At 49.1% G+C, this 18932-nt stretch carries 19 protein-coding genes; 9 read left to right on the forward strand and 10 right to left on the reverse strand.

Annotation, left to right across the window (positions count from 1 at the left end; all coding sequences use genetic code 11):
• Window positions 1-123: 123 nt before the first annotated feature.
• The 4 genes from ACMGDE_RS17690 (at window position 124) to ACMGDE_RS17705 (ending at window position 5775) form a co-directional block, all read left to right on the forward strand.
• Window positions 124-2568, forward strand: a complete 2445-nt coding sequence (locus tag ACMGDE_RS17690) for a TonB-dependent receptor (RefSeq protein WP_436834157.1) — start codon at window positions 124-126, stop codon at window positions 2566-2568.
• A gap of 62 nt (window positions 2569-2630) precedes the next feature.
• Window positions 2631-2975 (forward strand): ArsC family reductase, encoded by a 345-nt coding sequence (locus ACMGDE_RS17695; protein ID WP_436834158.1) that lies wholly within the window; start codon window positions 2631-2633, stop codon window positions 2973-2975.
• Window positions 2976-2996: 21 nt separating this feature from the next.
• Window positions 2997-4976, forward strand: coding sequence for a M1 family metallopeptidase (locus ACMGDE_RS17700; protein WP_436834159.1), 1980 nt, complete (start codon window positions 2997-2999; stop codon window positions 4974-4976).
• 31 nt (window positions 4977-5007) lie between these two features.
• Window positions 5008-5775: a peptidase associated/transthyretin-like domain-containing protein gene (locus ACMGDE_RS17705; RefSeq protein ID WP_436834160.1), complete on the forward strand. Its 768-nt coding sequence runs from the start codon at window positions 5008-5010 to the stop codon at window positions 5773-5775.
• Here ACMGDE_RS17705 and ACMGDE_RS17710 read toward each other — a convergent pair.
• The gene (locus tag ACMGDE_RS17710) at window positions 5772-5990 is read right to left on the reverse strand and encodes a dodecin family protein (protein ID WP_436834161.1); all 219 of its coding nucleotides are present in this window, start codon (window positions 5988-5990) and stop codon (window positions 5772-5774) included. The two genes, ACMGDE_RS17705 and ACMGDE_RS17710, sit on opposite strands and share 4 nt — an antisense overlap.
• 129 nt (window positions 5991-6119) lie before the next feature.
• On the opposite strand from ACMGDE_RS17710, the gene ACMGDE_RS17715 reads away from it, so the two are divergent.
• From ACMGDE_RS17715 to ACMGDE_RS17725, 3 genes are all read left to right on the forward strand, one after another.
• On the forward strand, window positions 6120-7517 hold the full coding sequence (locus ACMGDE_RS17715; protein WP_436834162.1) for a sulfatase family protein: 1398 nt from the start codon (window positions 6120-6122) through the stop codon (window positions 7515-7517).
• 420 nt (window positions 7518-7937) lie between these two features.
• Window positions 7938-8786, forward strand: a complete 849-nt coding sequence (locus ACMGDE_RS17720; protein ID WP_436834163.1) for a hypothetical protein — start codon at window positions 7938-7940, stop codon at window positions 8784-8786.
• 60 nt (window positions 8787-8846) lie between these two features.
• Window positions 8847-10229, forward strand: a complete 1383-nt coding sequence (locus ACMGDE_RS17725) for an ApeA N-terminal domain 1-containing protein (protein ID WP_436834164.1) — start codon at window positions 8847-8849, stop codon at window positions 10227-10229.
• Window positions 10230-10377: 148 nt separating this feature from the next.
• Here ACMGDE_RS17725 and ACMGDE_RS17730 read toward each other — a convergent pair whose 3' ends face one another.
• The 5 genes from ACMGDE_RS17730 to ACMGDE_RS17750 all read right to left on the reverse strand — a co-directional run bounded on the left by ACMGDE_RS17730 (window position 10378) and on the right by ACMGDE_RS17750 (window position 13975).
• Entirely contained in the window at window positions 10378-11448 is a 1071-nt protein-coding gene (locus tag ACMGDE_RS17730) for a DUF932 domain-containing protein (RefSeq protein WP_436834165.1), read from the reverse strand.
• Complete coding sequence (locus ACMGDE_RS17735) at window positions 11438-11635, reverse strand: hypothetical protein (protein ID WP_436834166.1); 198 nt, start codon at window positions 11633-11635, stop codon at window positions 11438-11440. The genes ACMGDE_RS17730 and ACMGDE_RS17735 overlap by 11 nt, the downstream gene beginning before the upstream one ends.
• 53 nt (window positions 11636-11688) lie before the next feature.
• Window positions 11689-12261, reverse strand: a complete 573-nt coding sequence (locus tag ACMGDE_RS17740; protein ID WP_436834167.1) for a hypothetical protein — start codon at window positions 12259-12261, stop codon at window positions 11689-11691.
• Window positions 12262-12692: 431 nt separating this feature from the next.
• Complete coding sequence (locus ACMGDE_RS17745; protein ID WP_436834168.1) at window positions 12693-13358, reverse strand: ComF family protein; 666 nt, start codon at window positions 13356-13358, stop codon at window positions 12693-12695.
• A gap of 5 nt (window positions 13359-13363) precedes the next feature.
• A complete protein-coding gene (locus ACMGDE_RS17750) occupies window positions 13364-13975 on the reverse strand; it encodes a UPF0758 domain-containing protein (RefSeq protein ID WP_436834169.1) in 612 nt (203 codons plus the stop codon).
• Between the two features lie 176 nt (window positions 13976-14151).
• Here ACMGDE_RS17750 and ACMGDE_RS17755 point away from each other — a divergent pair, with 176 nt between their 5' ends.
• Both ACMGDE_RS17755 and ACMGDE_RS17760 read left to right on the forward strand, forming a co-directional pair.
• The gene (locus ACMGDE_RS17755) at window positions 14152-14592 is read left to right on the forward strand and encodes a hypothetical protein (RefSeq protein ID WP_436834170.1); all 441 of its coding nucleotides are present in this window, start codon (window positions 14152-14154) and stop codon (window positions 14590-14592) included.
• 104 nt (window positions 14593-14696) lie between these two features.
• Window positions 14697-15308: a hypothetical protein gene (locus ACMGDE_RS17760; protein WP_436834171.1), complete on the forward strand. Its 612-nt coding sequence runs from the start codon at window positions 14697-14699 to the stop codon at window positions 15306-15308.
• Window positions 15309-15318: 10 nt separating this feature from the next.
• On the opposite strand, the gene ACMGDE_RS17765 is transcribed toward ACMGDE_RS17760, so the two are convergent.
• The 4 genes from ACMGDE_RS17765 to ACMGDE_RS17780 all read right to left on the reverse strand — a co-directional run bounded on the left by ACMGDE_RS17765 (window position 15319) and on the right by ACMGDE_RS17780 (window position 18931).
• Window positions 15319-16338: a kinase gene (locus ACMGDE_RS17765; RefSeq protein ID WP_436834172.1), complete on the reverse strand. Its 1020-nt coding sequence runs from the start codon at window positions 16336-16338 to the stop codon at window positions 15319-15321.
• Window positions 16339-16363: 25 nt separating this feature from the next.
• Window positions 16364-17269, reverse strand: coding sequence for a hypothetical protein (locus ACMGDE_RS17770; RefSeq protein WP_436834173.1), 906 nt, complete (start codon window positions 17267-17269; stop codon window positions 16364-16366).
• Between the two features lie 82 nt (window positions 17270-17351).
• Window positions 17352-17531, reverse strand: a complete 180-nt coding sequence (locus ACMGDE_RS17775) for a BF3379 family histone-like protein (protein ID WP_436834174.1) — start codon at window positions 17529-17531, stop codon at window positions 17352-17354.
• A gap of 113 nt (window positions 17532-17644) precedes the next feature.
• Window positions 17645-18931, reverse strand: a complete 1287-nt coding sequence (locus tag ACMGDE_RS17780; RefSeq protein WP_436834175.1) for a hypothetical protein — start codon at window positions 18929-18931, stop codon at window positions 17645-17647.
• Between the last annotated feature and the right edge of the window lies 1 nt (window position 18932).

Genomic DNA, 18932 nt, shown 5'->3' on the forward strand with positions numbered 1-18932 from the left:
TAACATTCTAATCATTATCGTATCACACTTTAACGTTAATTAACAAATGCCAACGGGTTAAAAACTTTTCTTTGTATTACAGAACTAAAACAATAGTGCATACCATTTATCGAGTAAAACCTCATGACACGTAGATCGCTACCCTTTTTCAGCTTATTCCTACTCCTTTCATTTCTCACTTCAATGGCCCAGGAAACGACCTATGTCATCAATGGCCGGGTTGTAGATTCGGCGAGTACCCAAGCCCTGGAATACGTAACCATCAACATCCGCGCAGATAGTGCCGCGATAACATCCAAAGTGACCAATGCGAATGGCGAGTTTGAACTGACAGGATTGACGCCGGGGAAATATGTGGCAACCTTCATTGCCGTGGGGTACCATCCGAAGGAACTGCCCATTATCCTAGTTGACGGCACTCCCCTATTGCAGCTGGGCGATGTGCAACTCACCGCTGACGCGCGCGCGCTCGAGGAGGTGGTCGTCACGGCAGCCCGGCCCATCGTCAAACAGGATATCGATCGGCTGACCTATGATGTGCAAGCCGATCCCGAAAGCAAGGTGCTCACCGCACTGGATCTGTTGCGCAAGGTGCCGCTGCTCTCGGTGGATGGGGATGAAAATGTATTGTTGCAGGGCAATTCGAACTATCGGATCTTCATCAACAATAAGCCCTCCAGCATGATTGCGCGCAACCCAAAAGAGGTGCTGAAAGCCATGCCTGCTGGATCCATAGAAAAAATAGAGGTGATCACCACCCCTCCCGCGAAGTACGAGAGTGAAGGCCTGGCCGGCATCATCAATATTGTGACCAGCAAAAATGTCGACAATGGTTATCGCGGCTCGGTCAATCTCCGTTACCGGGCGCCGGCGGGCGGACCGGGAGCAGGCGGTTCGCTCACGCTAAAACAAGGGAAATTCGGTGCTTCTGCTTATTTTGGAGGCAGCTTATCCGAGCGCCCCCAGACCGAAAGCAGCTACGAACGGGTCACGCAGGGCAGCCAGCCCAATACGCTGTTTCAAAACGGCTTCACCGAAGGCGGAAGCAAATTTACCTATCTGGGCACCGAACTGAGCTATGATATTGACAGCCTCAACCTCATCACCGGCGAAATCGGATTTAACCTGGGCCGATTCGATAACGATATGAGCCAATTTTCAAATACGAACACCCTAGATGGTGCGCCATTGCAGGGGTTTGCCATGTATAACCGGGGCGAGACCCAATGGGATGGCTACAACGTTGCGCTCAACTACCAAAAAGGATTTCAGCGCAATAAAGAACAAATGCTGACCTTTTCGTACCGGTACGGTCACGATGTCGAAGGGCAGGACAACCGGATGCGCATTACCGACCGGATCAACTACGTGGTGCCGGACTATAACCAGACCAATGATGGCAGCCAAGACGAGCATACCATCCAGGCCGACTATGTACATCCGGTCAATAAGCTGAACATCGAAGGCGGTGTGAAGGGAATCTTCCGGCTGAACAGCAGTGATTTCCGTTCGGCAAACTTCGATGAGGCAAGCAATTCCTTTATTGAAGACCCTACGCAAACCAATACATACGAAAATAATCAATATATCCTGAGCGTCTACAATTCGTACCAGTATAAATTGGAGAAATGGGGCTTCAGCGCGGGGTTACGCGCCGAGCAGACGGTCATAAAAGCCGACTTCATCTCCAGCGACGCCAATGTGGACCAAAACTATTTTAATTTCATCCCTTCGGTGGCCATCAACCACATCCTCAAACAAGGTAAGACACTCAACCTGGGCTTCACGCAGCGGATACAACGTCCCGGGATCTGGAACCTCAACCCCTTTGTCAATCGGTCCAATCCGAATTTCGAGTACACCGGGAATCCCAACCTGCGCCCGGTGCTGAACAACACCTTCAATCTACGGTATAGCAGCTTCGGCAAGGCCAGCATCAATGTGGGCATGAGCTACTCCTTTGCCAATAATACCATCCAACAACTCATCAACTACAATGAAGAAACCGGTATCTCGCGGTTTACCTATGAAAATATCGGCGAGGATCAATCCCTGGGCACCAACATCAGCATCAACTATCCCATCACCAAAAAGCTGAATTTCAACCTGAGCGGTGATATAAGCTACATCTGGCTGGAAGGCGTGGTGGGTGGGCAAGAAACCAATAATTCCGGATTGCGCGGTTATGTATACGGGGGATTGGGTTATCTGTTTGACGACGGCTGGCGTGTAAATGGCAATTTCAGTTACAGCTCGCCATACATCACGCTGCAGGGAAAGAGCAATTCGTTCCCGTACTACAGCATCAGCGCCTCCAAAGACCTGATCAAAGAGAAACTCAGCCTCTCCGGGTCAGTTTCCAATCCATTTAACAAGTACCGCAATTACGTGAACGACATGAGCGGGCCGAACTTTACCCAATCATCGTTTTTCCAAAACTACTACCGTACTTTCAACGTGAGCCTCACCTATAATTTCGGGCGGTTGAAAGACCAAATCCGCAAAAACCGCCGCGGCATTAAAAACGACGACGTGTCGGGGGGCGGGGGCCAACAGGGCGGAAATTAGGGGGCGTTTTTTTCGGTAATTATGGATATTAATTTTAAGTTTGCTTGCATAAAAGTTTGATTATGCACGTTTACGGAATTAAAAATTGCAACACAGTAAAGAAGGCGCTCTCGTGGCTAGAAGAAAACAACATCGCTTATACGTTCCATGATTTCAAGAAAGAAGGGGTATCGGAAGAAAAACTGCAAGCCTGGGAACATCAAGTCGGCTGGGAACCCTTGGTAAACAAACGGGGCACCACCTGGCGGCAGCTCTCGCCGGCGGAGCAAAATGCGGTCGTCGATGCGGCATCGGCCAACGAACTGATGCAGGCGAAGACCAGCCTGATCAAGCGCCCGGTGATCGAAAGCCCCACGGGCGTCCTCTTGGGATTTGACGAAGCGGAATATAACAACACATTGAAATAATCAATACCAAACAAAACACATATGAATAAAAAATCGGCTATATCAAGCATTATCGGCGCCGCATTCCTGCTGGCGGTTTCGCCATCAACGGTGCGGTCGCAAACCACCGAAAGCAAGTATGACTACAAGGAAGCATTCAATCCATTTTTCTACAGCAGCAACGGCACCGAATACCGCTCAGCCAGCGGCATGCCGGGACCCAAGTATTGGCAGAATGCCGTAGACTACAAGATTGCGGCCCGGCTGGATGATGAGACCAATCGCATCACGGCCACTGTCACCCTTGAGTACACCAATAACAGTCCGGATCAGCTCGACTTCATCTGGCTGCAGCTGGATCAGAACATGTTTTCGCAGGAAGGCCGCGGGCACCTCATCGTGCCGCTGACCAAAAGCCGCTATGGCGATGCCCGATCGGATTTCGACGGCGGCTACGATATCAAGTCGGTCAAAATCGGCAACGGCGATGCCGAACACCTGATCACCGATACGCGCATGCAGGTATTTTTGCCCCAGCCCTTGGAACCCAATGGCGGCAAAACCACCATCAGCATCGACTACTCCTACGTCGTACCCACCCATGGGGCCGATCGTACCGGTGTACTGGAAACCCAAAACGGCAAGATTTTCGCCATCGCCCAATGGTTCCCCCGGGTGGCGGTATACGACGATGTGCTGGGCTGGAATGTACAGCCCTATACAGGTCCGGGTGAGTTTTACCTCGAATATGGCGACTATGAGGTAGACATCACTGCCCCGGCCAACCACATCGTGGTCATGGGCGGAGAGCTCCTCAATCCCGCCGACGTATATACGCCCGAGCAGGCAAAGCGACTGGAAAGCGCTAAGAAAAGCGATAAAACCGTCATCATTCGATCGGCCGAGGAAGTGACCCAACCCAGCTCCCGTCCGCAAGGCAAAAAAGAGCTGACCTGGAAATACCGCCTTGAAAAATCACACGATGTCGCTTGGGCTTCCTCCCCGGCATTCATCGTCGATGGGGCAAAGATCAATCTGCCCAGTGGCAAGACCTCCTTGGCGCTGTCGGCCTACCCCGTTGAAAGCAACGGCGGGAACGCCTGGGAACGTTCGACGGAATATACCAAAGCGTCCATCGAGTTTTATTCGAAGACACTGATGGAATACCCCTACCCCGTTGCCGTAAACGTAGCGGCCGAGATCGGCGGCATGGAATATCCGGCGATTGTATTCTGTAGCTATAAATCCAAAGGCAATGGACTGTGGGGGGTGACCGATCATGAATTTGGCCACATCTGGTTCCCGATGATCGTGGGCAGCAACGAACGGCTGCATGCGTGGATGGACGAGGGTTTCAACACGTTTATCAACGACTTGTCTGCCGAGGCATTCAACAATGGTGAATACTACCGCCCCATGGGCGACGCCAACCGCTTGGCACAAGCGTTGACACGCCCCGATCTTGAACCGGTAATGAGTGCCCCGCAAAACATGCAGGAGCGCAACATCGGATTGCTCGCTTACCTGAAACCCGGGTTCGGTCTCGCCCTGCTCCGCAATGAGATCCTCGGTCCTGAGCGCTTCGACCGCGCGTTCAAAGCCTATCTCCACCGTTGGGCATACAAGCACCCTACCCCGGAAGACTTCTTCCGTACCATTGAAAATGTAGCGGGCGAAAACCTCAATTGGTATTGGCGGGGATGGTTCAAATACAACTGGCGGTTGGACCAAGCCGTGCGCGCTGTCGCTTATCCCAACAACGATCCGACACAGGGCGTGCTGATCACGGTAGACAACCTGGAGAAGCTGCCCATGCCCATCGTGGCAGACATCACCACGAAAAGCGGCGATACCCACCGGGTCAAGCTGCCCGTAGAGGTGTGGGAGCGCAATACTTCTTGGACCTTTAGTTATCCATCGACCGAAGAAGTGGTGTCGGTACAGCTGGATCCGGATAAGGTATATCCCGATCACAATCCGGACAACAACCGATGGGAAGCTTCGGCCCAGCCGACGCAATAACATAACGAACAAGCATCAACGGAAACATCACATGCAGCGTCTATACACCCGTACGACACCGAGCGCCAAGCGGCTGATCAAGGCGCTGCATGTGCTGTTTTACCTACTGGCTCTTTCCTTCACCGCCCTCGCACAGCAGGATACGCTCACGGGATATGTCCTTGAGTTGGGCGATGGCGAGCCCTTGCAATATGTCGAAATCAAAAACCTGGAAACGGGGGTGCTGACAGAAAGCCAAGCGGACGGCAAATTTGCGATACCGGTCAAAAAAAATGAACGCCTGCAATTCGAATATCCCGGGTACCGCACAGACACGCTCGTGGTCACGGCGTTTGAGATCAAACGCGTGTATATGACCACCGATGGAAGCGCTATCCAGATCGATGAAGTACAGATACAGGCGATGACCGACTCCCGCTTAGTTGCGGAGATTGAACGCGCGCGAAAAGAAGGTCAAGTGGCCGAAGCATCGCAGCGCCGCGGTGGCGTACGCATCTCCCCCTCCCGCTGGTTCGGACAGCAAGGCAAGCAAGCACGCCTACGCTATAAGCTGCTGCTCGCTGAGCAGGAACGCCGCAAAATCGATGCCCGCTTCACGCCGGAAGCCGTGATGGCCGTGACCCCACTGAAAGACCGCGACCTCGAACTATACATGACCAAATACCGCCCGACGGTTGACTTTCTGTCCACCGCGGATGAAGCCGACCTGCGCCTCTACATCATGGATACCTATGCCAAATTCAAGGCACTGACGCCAGCGCAACGTGCCGAAATAAAAGCACCTACACGGAACCCCTAACCGGATTTGCCTGTACGCTCCACTCTGAACGAGACCTTGCAGATGGCGCCATAGGAGGCGATCTCGCCATCTTTCACATGCACCTTGAAATCTTTTACGTATACCGAATCAATGTTGTCTACCGTAGCGGACACTTCCTTTACCGCGTTGCGGATCGCATCATCGAAACTCGAATCAGATGAGGCAATCACCTCAATCACTTTTACAATAGCCATGGTATTTAATCTTTAGATTTTATAAATTAACGTTGGATAGTAACACCTATAAGGGGCGATTTGTTTCGATATCATTTCTGGATCATTGGGTAATTTATTAAGTTTGACCGTTATAAACCCCGAAACAGCATGACAAACGTTCAGCAGGCAACACGTACTATCCCCCTCATTGGCTTGATATGTTACGTTCTTTTTCCGCTATCGGCAGCGGCACAAGCGTCTGCCAACCCTCAAAAACCCAACATCATCATCATCATGGCGGACGATCTGGACTCCAGGCAATTGAGCTGTTACGGGGGAGAAAATATACAGACAACGCATATTGATCAACTGGCGTCAGACGGCCTTACATTTCATTCGATGATTGCTTCCGAGGCGATGTGCATACCGACGAGAGCTTCCTTATTCACCGGATTATACCCTGTCCGGCACGGTGCCTACCAAAACCATAAGCCCGTGTATAACGACCTGAAAAGCGTTTGCCATTACCTCGGGGAGTTGGGTTATCGCGTCGGCCTCACGGGGAAAGATCATGTAACCAAGCCGGCATCCGTTTTTCCCTTCGACATCGTCGACGGATTTGAACCCAACTGCGTTGCCAAGACCGACGACTACACCCTGGATAGTGTGCGACAGTATATCCAACAAGGCGATCCTTACTGCCTATTCATCATGAGCACCAATCCGCACGCCCCCTGGACAATGGGTGATCCGGATGAATTTAACCCCGACCAACTCAAACTACCTGCCCATTGGGTCGATACCAAGCTCACACGAACCCAGTTCTGCCGGTATCTGGCGGAAGTACGCAGGCTGGATAATCAAGTAGGCGATATCATGAACCTGCTTAGGGAGACTGGAGCGGACAAGAATACGATCGTCATTTTCTTAGGAGAGCAGGGGCCGCAGTTCCCAGGTGGGAAATGGACCCTGTTTGACAATGGCCAAAAAAGTTCCATGATCATCCGGTGGCCCAATACGGTACGTCCGAAAACAGAAACGGATGCGATCGTCCAGTATGAGGATATCACCCCCACGTTGATTGATATTGCGGGCGGAGAACCCATTCCTGGATTAGATGGTCAAAGCTTCAAAAACGTAATGGAGGGAAAAAAGACGACACACCGTGAGGTCGCCTATGGCATCCACAACAATATTCCAGAAGGCCCAGCCTATCCCATCAGGAGCATCAGAGACCAGCGGTATAAGCTGATCATGAACCTGCTGCCTGATTCGGTTTATCACATCAAGTACATGATGGCCCCTCAACGGAATGATCTTGTGTGGACCACCTGGGTTGAAAAAGCCTCCGGCGATCCTGCCTACAGCCCGCTGATAGCGCGCATTACGCATCGACCGGCCGTTGAGCTGTATGACATCCAGCAAGACCCCTACGAGCTGGAAAACCTGGCCGGGAAACCGGCCTACCAGGCGCTGGTCAGCCAATACACCAGTCAACTAAAACATTGGATGGAGGAGCAGGGAGACCGGGGAGCGGCGTTGGATGTACCGATAGCAAAGCAGTAACACCGCATCTCAGAGCTACAAAAAAAACCCTGCAAAAGCAGGGGCGCTATGTCGGCTGTGCGGAAGAGCAGATTGGCTGAGTCCCGCAATTCCCGCACTCAGACCAGCAGCCATCTGTGGATGGGGAGTTACAGCCAACACAGCGCCGGCACTACGTGCCGATGGTTTTGTTGTTTTACCGCTCGCACAAGCAAGCTTGACTCGCGTTAAAACAACAAAACCCCTGCAAAAGCAGGGGCGCTATGTTGGTTGTGCGGAAGATGAGGTTCCCTTAGAACTTTTAGAGGGGATTTTTCAGGTGGTGGAGGAGATTATAAAAAAATCCTAACCGTAACGTATAAAGTCTACACACATCTTATAACCACTAACTTTTCCAGTTTTAAACCCCATTTCAGTATCTTTGTTTACAAATAATTAGCAATGGAAAAAAGCGAGATTGGGAGTTATATTTTGGACACCCCAGCGTATAAATTTCATTATATCGATAAATTAGGTAAAAATATTGTAGAAGAGATTATTCTCTACATTGGTTCTATTGACTGTTATTGCACATCTTGCGGTAGCTATTCAGTATTTACAAACGATTTCGAATCGCTTTCAGACCTAAAACAGAAGAAGGTTAATTTACACTTAGGGTATGACAGGCCAGGCTCACGAGAAACATTCAAAATACCAATAGGGCTATATTCACTTGATTTTGCATGTACACGAAATAACAGTCATAAACTTTATTTTATCTTCAACGTAGAAGAAAATAGGTTTCGGAAAATTGGGCAATCGCCGTCTGCTTTAGAAATTAACCGTGGGAAAATTGACAAGTATAAAAAAATCCTCGGTGATAATTTTAGTGATTTAAACAGCGCCATTGTACTCCATTCAAATGGCTTCGGAGTGGCAGCGTTTACACATCTTAGGAGAATCATTGAGAATTATTTTATGAAAGATGCAGTGAAAACATTAATTGCAATAGATACTTCTTTTAACATTGAAAAATATAAGGCGTTACGCTTCAAGGATAAATTTCAAAAAGTAAAAGATTTTCTTCCCCATAACCTTACTGAAAATCAAAACATTTATCGTATATCTAGCAGTGGAATCCACAATTTAAACGAAGACCAGTGCCTAAGCTATTTTCCGGTGTTAAAAGAGTGCATTTGCCTGTCTTTAGATGAAAAACTAGAAGAAATAAAAAAGACTGAGGCGAAAGAGCGAATTAAGAATGAACTTTCTAAAATCGAAACCGCCATTAGCTCTACTTCTGACGAATAAAATCATCGATTACTAATTAGATTAGACACTCTCATTAACTAAATATAAAATCTTCTTTGCATGAAGGACTCATATGTTTACGAAGGTGTTTGGAGCTCACCATCCTCCGAATCCAAAGAAGTATCAGGAACCTTGACTTTCGACATCGATAAAAGCATAATCGAGCTTTCACTTGCGAGCACATTTGGGCAAACGCGTTCCTTGGAAGACAATTATCAAGAACTTATTATTGGTTATAACGATAAAGGCAAGGCAATCACCCTACATCAATGCCGCATGATAAGTTACCGAGAAACCGAAACCGGAATCAAAACTTGCAGATATCGGGCAAATGTCATATTCGTCGGAGCGCATTTTTCCTCCATTGAAGATTTAAAATTCGACACTATAAATGGGGACTTTTCTAATTTCTACGAATGGCTCGGAGTCTCAGGAATTATTGATGAAGAGATTGATTTTGACAAGATTCGATTTGAATATAGGCGCCCTGAAGAAATCACCTTTACGTTGTCAGACCACATGACGGGCAAATTTTCATTTGGCTTCAGATGTCCGTTTCCTGATCAAACTGTTTCATTAACCCAAACTGTTTCTTTTGAAATTCATTCAAAAAAAGAAGCTCCATTTAAGGACTTAGTAGGTGCCATGTTCCATTTTAAAGATTTTTTAAGTCTTGCTCAGTTTGAAAGCGTAAAGGTAACGTCGCTGGATGTCAGCAGTTCCAAAATCTATGAAGAACATGCTGGCGAGCGATATTCAAAAATAATTGAGGTCTATCTTTTTGGTAATTGGGCCAAGAGTCCGAAAAACAAATCTTGGCATCAAATGATATTTAGTTACAAAGACATTTCACTCAATTTTAATAGGATAATAAAAAAGTGGTATGAAATCAAAGACAGGCTCTCTCCTTCAATCGACTTTTTGGTTGACAGCGTGGCCTCGGATAGGATATTGTCTGAAAACAGCTTTCTGAACGTTGTTCAAGCGGTTGAAACCTTCCATAGACGATTCAGAAAAAATCAAGTACTGCCTACCGAAGAATACAAAGCAATGAAAAACAGCATCATTGAAGATGTTAGCAAAGAATTTAAGGAATGGCTGAGTTCTAAACTTCATTTTGCTAATGAACCGACCCTTCACGATAGACTAAAAAGCTTACTTTCGGAATACGATATTGACTTGTTAACTGATATTATTGATGATAAAGAACAATTTATTCGCGACATCAAGAATAGTAGGAACTATTACACTCACTATGATTCATCTCTTAAAAAGAAAGCTAAGACCGGAAGCGCCTTATTTCTACTAACAGAAAAGTTAAAAGTCCTGTTACTATGTTTAATTTTGAGAGAAACGGAATTTGACGACATTCAACTTAACCGGTTTCTGAGGGATAAATCTTGGATACTTTTCAATCACATTCTTCCCAAAAAACCTAAATAACGTTTAAACATCTCCTAAAGGCTCTTAGGAGCAAAAAATGGCCTTTAGAGGCCATTTCAGGACTTTTAAGCCCTCCTTTTTACATAATGCGAAGAAGTGTTTTAATCAAAAAAGGCGCTTACACGACCTGTAAACGCCTTTTTTGGATTTAATTGAGGGTTAATGCACTATCACCTGAACGGGCGAAGTCGGTGCATAAGGAAAAGGCTTTTTCCGACCGTTGCAGGGCGGTTCCTCCCATGATGGATTTGAATTTGGTTTCGTCATCGCGGTAGCCGCGGACATTCTGAAAGTAGCCGGTTACCCCGTTGAATGCGCCGTACAGGGTTCCCTTGGCGCTTTCACCCTGTTGGGTGGGGCTGGCCATGGCGTATTCAAAGGCATTATCTACCATGTTTCGGTATTGGGTGGATAGCGCGTCATCGTTGCCGGTGCGCAATGCTTCCATGGTTTCGGGATTGGGTGCCATCGCGATTTGAATCAGCTTTTTAACATCGGGGTCGCTGATGCGTACCCGTGACCACTGATTAAAGACTTCTTCCAAATCGTCCGCAAGGCGGTGGGTGATGCCGAGCAGCTTATGGGCTTCGTTGAGCCTGTCCTTTGCATTTGCGGTATGGCGTATCTTCACGCATTTGGTGGTGCTGCGCAATGCAGCGTTCAAGGTATTATTGCACACCACGCGGATGGGAGTAAATGCCGCGGTGATGCAGCCGTACCCATCGTGGGAGGTGGTGAGCAATAAATACTGCTCGATCAGATCATCCCTGCCCACACGCAGCATGTCGGGGAGTTTGGCGGTGATGAATACTCTTTCGCCTTTTCCGAGCGCTCCGGCGGTTTCGTATTTTATGCCGCCATTGCCGCCCACGAGGTTATCGAAAAACGCGAATGCGTCCGTGTTCTGTACGATTTCGTAATCCCTGCCCACCACGCCGAGCACTTCGTCCGTATCGGCGCGCACCGTGGCGAAATGGTCTGGTACGTCAATGCGCCATTCCATCACGCAATCGTTGTCCTCGGTTTCGGGGCATGTGTCGTCCCCATAGGTGAACAGGTAGCGCTTTTCGACCGTGTAATCCAGTCCCGCGTATTTGATGGCCTCGGCGCTCGTGGGGTATTCCTCCACGATCTGACCGAGGCCGTGCCAGGCCTTTTCCTTCACGCTGAAAAAACTATGTTTTCCTGTCCGTTCGTTGAAATTGATATTATGTGCCATGATTGTTGTTTTTGGGGTTACTTACTCTTGTCAACAGTATTTCGGTATCCAGTACCTTTACTTGGGGAGTGTCGTCCAAATGCATCCCGCTTCCGGTTTCCACCTCTTGCACGGTATCGGAAATGTTTGCGTGTGCGGTCTGCACCGTCACACGTACCATCAGATAAATGATTTCGTATTTCATCATGCTATGGAAAAGGGATACCCTCTGCCTATGTGCAAAGGGTATCCGGTTACCGGTTAATAGGGGATTTTGATATCGGCCTCGATTTCGGCGAGCCGTTGCGTACACATGTCGCGGACGAACGTTGCCACCGCCCCGATGATGACGGGGTTTTTGGTGGCGAACTGATTGCGGTTATCGTCCTCGACGACCAGTTTGCAGCCTTGGTAATAATTGCCGTCCGTTTCGTCCGATTCCTCCTGCTGCTCGACTTCAAAGGCTTCCAGATTGTCGATGGTTTCAATCAGCCTGTCGCGTTGGCGCTTCCTGCGGTGGAGTTCTTCCACCAGTTTCAGCGTGTTCTCAAGGTTTAACGCAGGTTTGGCCGGCTGGGGCTGCTCCGCGGCTTTCAGTTCCCCGGCCGCCGCGGGTTTGGCTTCCGGCTGCGTGGCGACCGCCGCGCCCACGGCCTTGGGGGCTGCGGAAGCCGCTGCCTTCCCGTCCTTTTCCGCTGTAGCTGCCTTTGCATCGAATCCCGTATTGGGCTTGATGCCCGCGGCCGCTGCTTTGCCGTCCATTGGTTTAACCGTGCTGCTGTTTACTCCGTTCTTGTTTTCCGTGGCCTTATTGGCCGTTTCCACTGTTTTCATAATGATTTAATTTTTGATAAAAAATTGTGTTGAATCCTTCTTCCCATACGCCCCGAATCGGGGAGCAAGGAGGGGGCGCCTTGTTCTTTTCCATCCGCATAGTTTTTAAAGAGCTTTTCCGCAAAAGTCGCTCGGCAGTAGCCTCGCCGGCTTTTGATAAACAGCCCCCCTTAAACACGCCCCCCTTAAAGGCAAGGCTTTCCGTAAAAAAATACGACCCCCAAGCGCAGCGCGGGGGGTGGAGATTTTTTTACGGAAACAAGCGGAACGCAGTGGAGCCGCCTTGATGTAAGGGGGGTGTTTGAGAAATTTGTTTAGCAAAGGCCGATGAGCCAGCTAATAGTCTTACCGGCGGTTTGGGGCAAACTTGGCTATAGTGTTAGATTCGGTACGTGAACAGTAATTTGGCGTTAACCGGTATTCCCGTCAGGTCATAGCCGCATCCCTATCCGGGTCCAACGTCCGCCTGCCGACCACCGGTACCGGGCGCCATGCAATGCTGTCGGCCGTTCTTTCGACACGTTGTTTTCGGCTTTGGCCAGGGTGAATATGGACAGGGATACCTTGGGGAAGGCCTCCAATAGGATACGGGCGATTTCGGATGCCGTGGCGCCGGTGGTCAGCACGTCATCGATGACCCAAATGCGGCGAAAACGCATTTCTGTATATTCCGGTGATACCCGGTATGCCCCGCGGACAGCCTCCCTCCTTTCCGTGCGGTTCATTCCGTTTAAGGATGGAACGGAATGCCGCTTTTCGAGCAGAACGGGCAGGTAACGGCTGTTGGAAGCATAAGCCATAGCACGGCATACCTCATCAAGCGAGTACTCCAAACCGCAAGCGGAAATTTCCGTTTCGAAGCTGCCCATCGGGCGGACAACGATGTCTCCCTTACCCATGCCCACGCTGCGCGCAGCCGACATAGCGCAGTCCACCCACGCGGAAACGGCGTCCGGATATCCCTGTTTGAAATGGATGATGCTGCAGGAAAGTGCGTCAAAGCCGAAGCGCAGGGTGCGGTAATGGCAAAGGTAATGATGCGGGACAATAACCCCGTTCACATCGATAGCTGCCCGGAACGTGCTGATATTTTCCATCGCCCTTAACTTTCGATGAATCCCACTTTGAGCGGTCCCTGGATGATGTTTACCCAGAACATGCGCTTTCCCAGCTCCATCGCGGCCATCACCGCACTGGCCTTCGCCAGTCCCATTCCGGTGAACCGCATGAACCATTTGTGGTCCGCCTGTCCGAGTTTGCGCAGGTCGTGGCCGGCCTCGCCCAGTATAAGGCTTGCAATATCCACGGCTGAATGCCACGGGTTGCCGCTGCCGATAAGGGTGGCCAACAGGTCGGTATCGGATAGTTCTGTCGGACCCAGCAGCTCCATGCGCTCGCATGGACGCAACCGTCCGGTATCCGGCGGGTTCAGACGGAAGCCCTGCTTGGCCTTCTTGAGGTTGGAAACCGACACCTCCCCTTCGTCAAGGTATGCCGCTGCGTGGAACAGCGAGGAGAATGCCTGGATGAAAAACTGGAAGTCTTCCTCGAACACCACCACGCTGGAACGCTGGTAGGTGCCGTCTTCCTGTGCATCGCTACGCGTTAGCCGGATATAGTTGCTGCCGTTTACGGCCCGCATATAGTCGAGGAAGTAATGCCGCTTGCCGGATGCGGACGGGAATGCTTCGGTGAGTGCCGATTTGTTTGCCATGATCGTATTCGTGTTGTTTACGGGCAAAGTTGGGAAGCGGGATAGGAAAAAGTCGGTACAAATGCACATTACCCGTTCACGAAAATGCATACCCGATTCGGAAAACGATTATCCGATTCCCGAAAAGTTTACGCGCTAATCGCTACCTTTGTTAGGACACCAATTGGACACCGATGATGGAAGACACATCAACCACCCGGGAACGGCGTTGCAAGGAATGCGATGAAATATTAAGGGGCCGTACCGATAAGCAGTTCTGTAACGATGGCTGCCGGAATAGTTACAATAGGAAGAAGCGGCACGTTATTGCAGAACAAATCCCGGAAACCTATCGCGAAATTTTCCGGATTATCAAACAAAACCACCTTATTCTGCTCAAATTTCTTGGTTATGAAGACGAAGTTGAGCTGACTAAAAGCAGATTGGTGGATGCAGGGTTTCACTTCAAGTATTTTACCAGCACAGTTCCCGAAAAAGGTATGGTATGGCATTGTTGTTTTGACATCGGTTGGGGCATTACTCGCGATGATTTGATACTTTCCACTGACCGGATGGTTATCCGCAGGTTTCATAAAGAGGCTGATCCAAGTAATTTTCCGGATTTAGTTTTCGGCTGATGGTGTTACATAGGGAAGTGTACCCTTGTTTGGTAGTTCCAAACCAAATAGGTAATCGGCTTGGTCCGGAATAGATGGCATCAAAAAAATCCAAATCGCGAATTATGAAACCAAGAAATGTTGACGTATTAATCGGGCTGTTGGGCGAATACCGATGGCTTCATTTATTGAAGGGTCGCGTCTATGACACCCTGATCGATTACCTTATCCGGATTGCACCGGAATGGTTGGATGATAAAGCGGACTTTCAGTTCCCCACCATAAAGAAAATATCAGCCGATCTGAATGAGAAACGTATCCACAAGTGGCTTCCCATGATAGCCGATGACCTAATGGAACTTAATCAAGAGGAGCCGGAATTGTTCAGAACCAAGGAGTCCGATTTGCTTTATGCATTCCATGCTTCGGATAAATCAGAAGATGCGTGGCTAAGTTACCACATTTGGACGGATAGGCATTTCCATATTGGAGAACGGTTCCATTGGAGTTTTGCAAAGGTAAGATTGCCCCATAATTTCTTTTGGATCAGCGATATTGACCATAGCTACGGAAATGGAACTATAATAACGACCATTTTCCTAAAGTCTGGCTTTCCAAATATATACAGGGAACTACTCTTCCATCGAGCCTTATTTGAGAGGAAAATATCCTTTTTAGGGTTGAGAAAAACAACCGATTACCAATTGGATGATATACTAAGAGAGATTTATAAGTGACGCTAAAATGTCAACGACGGACCGTGAATGGTTTGTGTATAGATAAGCGTTTATCCAATAGGGCCAGGTATTTCAGTCCGCTTTGGTCTACGGTGTTTTCCGCCCGTTCAATTTGCAATGCGCCGTGCACGGCGTTGGCAAACCCCGGAAGTGCCCCTGCTATTCCTCCCCATGTATTACCGGAAGATATCAGACCCGTAAATGCCCCGATCAAACCGCAAACGGTACCGAACAATATTTTACCCAATTGGTTTTCGTCCATCCTGGCGGCCAATTCATCGCGTCTAATCGTCAACTCCCTTAACTGTTCATTGAAAAGATCGGTTCCTGCGACGAATTGCGGGTCAAGTGTAAGCATCTCAACTCGGTTTTTGAATGCCATAAGCAAATCGCGATGCGTGTCCTTGAACCTCCTTAATCTGTATAAATCGATGTTTTCGGGAAAAGGGATCAATTCCCGGAGTATTGTTTCTCTTTTCTGTTGCATGGCCGCCAGATTTCTTGGTGGACGGATTGGTCCCCTGACATCGGTAGTTGGCAACCTTTCCGTTTTTTCTCCGATAACCGATGCCAAAAACGCCATCATTGAACCCGCTGTCCGGGGCTCAACATGGAACCATCTGCCGGCTCCCCGCTCGGCAAGTCCCATCTCCTGCAATCGGTCAAAAAGATTGTCGCCGAATTTATCCCCATGTATGTGTACCCCTTGGAATTTGCTATCATGAATCGGTACACGCCTCGTGGCTGCTGGTCTAAAAGGCTGTCGCCTGATCCGTTGTGCATTTGCCGCAATATACTCCAAAAAGGAATCGGTGACCCTCCACGGATTATCCAGAACACCCAATGGGTTAATCGGGACGACCAACCGCTCCCTGACGAGCTCCAGCATAAAAGGGTCATAAAGCCGCTCCGGATCATAAAAATATTCTCCCGGAACGATTGAACCGACACTGTCATAGTATAACAGAGTTCTCAACGTCCATTGGGTTTTCGGGACGTTGATATAGGGATAGTAGAGAATGTCGTCCATTGCCGATAAAGTTACATAAGCCCGATTATTGTTTCAGTAATCTGAAACTGTTACTCGTCAAATATTCATAAATGGAAGCTGCGGTTTCCATATTGATCAATTTGTCCAATGTCAAATCTAATAATTTCCCCTTTAACAGTTGCGACCAGGTTTTTTTCGATATTTTGTGCTGCAACCCCCTGAGTTCGTCGATTTCGTTGAAAATGATTTCCTGGCCGTAACCCAACTTCGTCAAATGTTCGAGTATGTTGTCGATCTTTTTATCCAGCTCATTTTTAGCTTGGGAGTTTTTCCGCTGTTTATTCTTCCGTTCGATATAGGATGCCCCTTTTACGGAAATTTTTACATGGTCTGATTCACCGTACCGCCTCTCTAATATGACATAACCCCGTTTAGCCAAGTCCTCAGCGATTTCCCGTGGTTCACCATTTCTGAAACCTATGCCATTAAATGACAGGATCAGCGAAACGGAATAATTGTGGTCATCGAATAGCCCGTTTAATTTGTCCAGTATGAAATCATTTTTATCTATGATCGTTTCAATGTGGTTCTTGTACGTTTTGTCGAACAGCGTGTCTATGATGGACAGGTATTTCATCATCGACTTCAGGCTCCGGCGGTATCCTTCCAGCCGGTCAATCTCTTTCTTGATTTCGGGTTCCTTGTCAAAACCGTATAGGGAATAATCGATATCAAATACGTTGTTGCAGTGGTCTTGCAGCAGACTTAAGATATCGCTGGCATCGGGTTCTATATATTTGGAAACATGCTCTTTAACAGCTGTGATTTTCGTATTCGCGAATGTTTTGAAATCAATCACTGCGACTGCTTCGATATCGGGAGATTCGAGCATGGCTTCAATTTCTGCGGCGTACTTATCAAGTTGTTCAAAGAAATCGAAATGGGATATATCCGCAAGGTTTAGTGTCATATTATGTAGCAACATTTGACAGTAAATACGATGGCGTAATTTGATATGGTACGCCATCGTATTGGGATGGAAACGGTTGGGGCTATTTCCCTTTATTCTTGAGGGCGGTGACCTCATTGCGGATGTCCTGGGCGAGGGTCTTGGCTTCCTGCAACGCCTTGCGGAGGCGGGTGCCTGCCGCGGCATTGGCCTTGTCGTAGAATTTCAACGCGTCTTCCTCCGCGGAGGCGATGAGTTCCTTTAGCTGTGCGAATTTGCTCATGATGGTTACTTTTTATATTAAAGAAATGGTTAATTGGCAGTGTCGGTGATAGCTGCATTGCAAATAAACTAAAAAAACGGGAGTTTCCTCCCGTTCGTTTGGTTTTTTGGCTTTTATAACCGCATCCCTTGTTTTTGTTCGCGGTCCCAATTGCGCTTGAGCGCCTTCGGCTCGGAAAGGCTTTGGCTGTTGCGGTCGAAGAACTCCCGCATCAGGGGCTTGCCGTCACGTTCGTGGATGTTGATGTTCTTGAACTTGGGTGATGTTTCGATTATCACCTTGTAGCTTTTGCCGTTCTTTTCCATCGTCACTGGCACGCGATCGCCGTTGCGGAGCCTTTCCATGATGTCTTTCAGCTTCACGGGATCGTTCTGTTCCGGGATGCTGTACTGCCGAAGCGCCTTGCCCATGTCGAAGCCGTATTGGGGGTCGCGGAACTGGTAATAGCGGTATCCTGTCCCGGTGGAAACGGGGTCGGTGCGGTTGATGGACACCCATGCCTTGTAGGATTCCCCGTTCGCGGTGATCAGGTTATCCTTCAGGACACTGCGGCCCTGTACGAGGTTAAGCGCCTGCGGCAGCGTGAAGCCTTCGCCCTTGTTGATATAGAACGATTGGGTGAGCGGCTTGGAATGGTAAGTTTCATTGAACTCCGGTTTGACGTAGATCAGCTTGTCGTCCTCCTTGCGGACGAGCAGTTCACCGTCCGCGGCGGTCTTGCCCATGACCAGTTCCCGTTCCCCGTTTTTCCCGTTGAAGTATTCGATGGCCCTAGTAGGGCTGGTGAACGGGCGTTGCAGGTCTTCTTTCTTTTCGCCGTTCTTGGTGACCACGAAATACCGCTGGCCCTCGGGAAGGGGTTCAGCCCGGGCGTTGGTCAATTCGTACCTGTCGATGAAGTAGTTGCCGGACTGGCCGGACTGGCGCACGGGTACACTCAGGTCGACGATGCTTTTCCGTTCCCCCTCCCCGATGAACTGGTCCGTGATTTCAAATGCCGCGATGCCCTTGGCCATCTTCTCTTCCAGCTCCTTGATGTGGGTGGGGTCGAATTGCAGTTTGGCGAGGTATCCCTTGTTTTCCTCCAAATTGTTGAGATTCATGTTATCCTCCTTTTTGTTATGGGGTGTTTCCCCGGTTCGTATTGTTTGTTGGTGATCAATGTTTTCTTCCAGTTTGTGGAGCAGGCTGGGGATGGTGTCCACCCTCAGGTGCAGCGGATTTGCAAACCCTGCGTCCAGGAATGCGTGCGCATCGCGCTGCCGCCGGAAGCATGTGAAGTCCCACGCCCCGGTGATGTCCGCTTCGGATTCGTAGACGGCCCATTGCATCCCGCGTTCCTGCTGTCCGTGCAGGTACTCGGCTACCCTGGGTGCGATATCGGGTCTTGCCAGTTGCATG

Origin of the sequence: Parapedobacter brassicae (assembly GCF_051400755.1) — a bacterium.
GTDB lineage: Bacteria > Bacteroidota > Bacteroidia > Sphingobacteriales > Sphingobacteriaceae > Parapedobacter.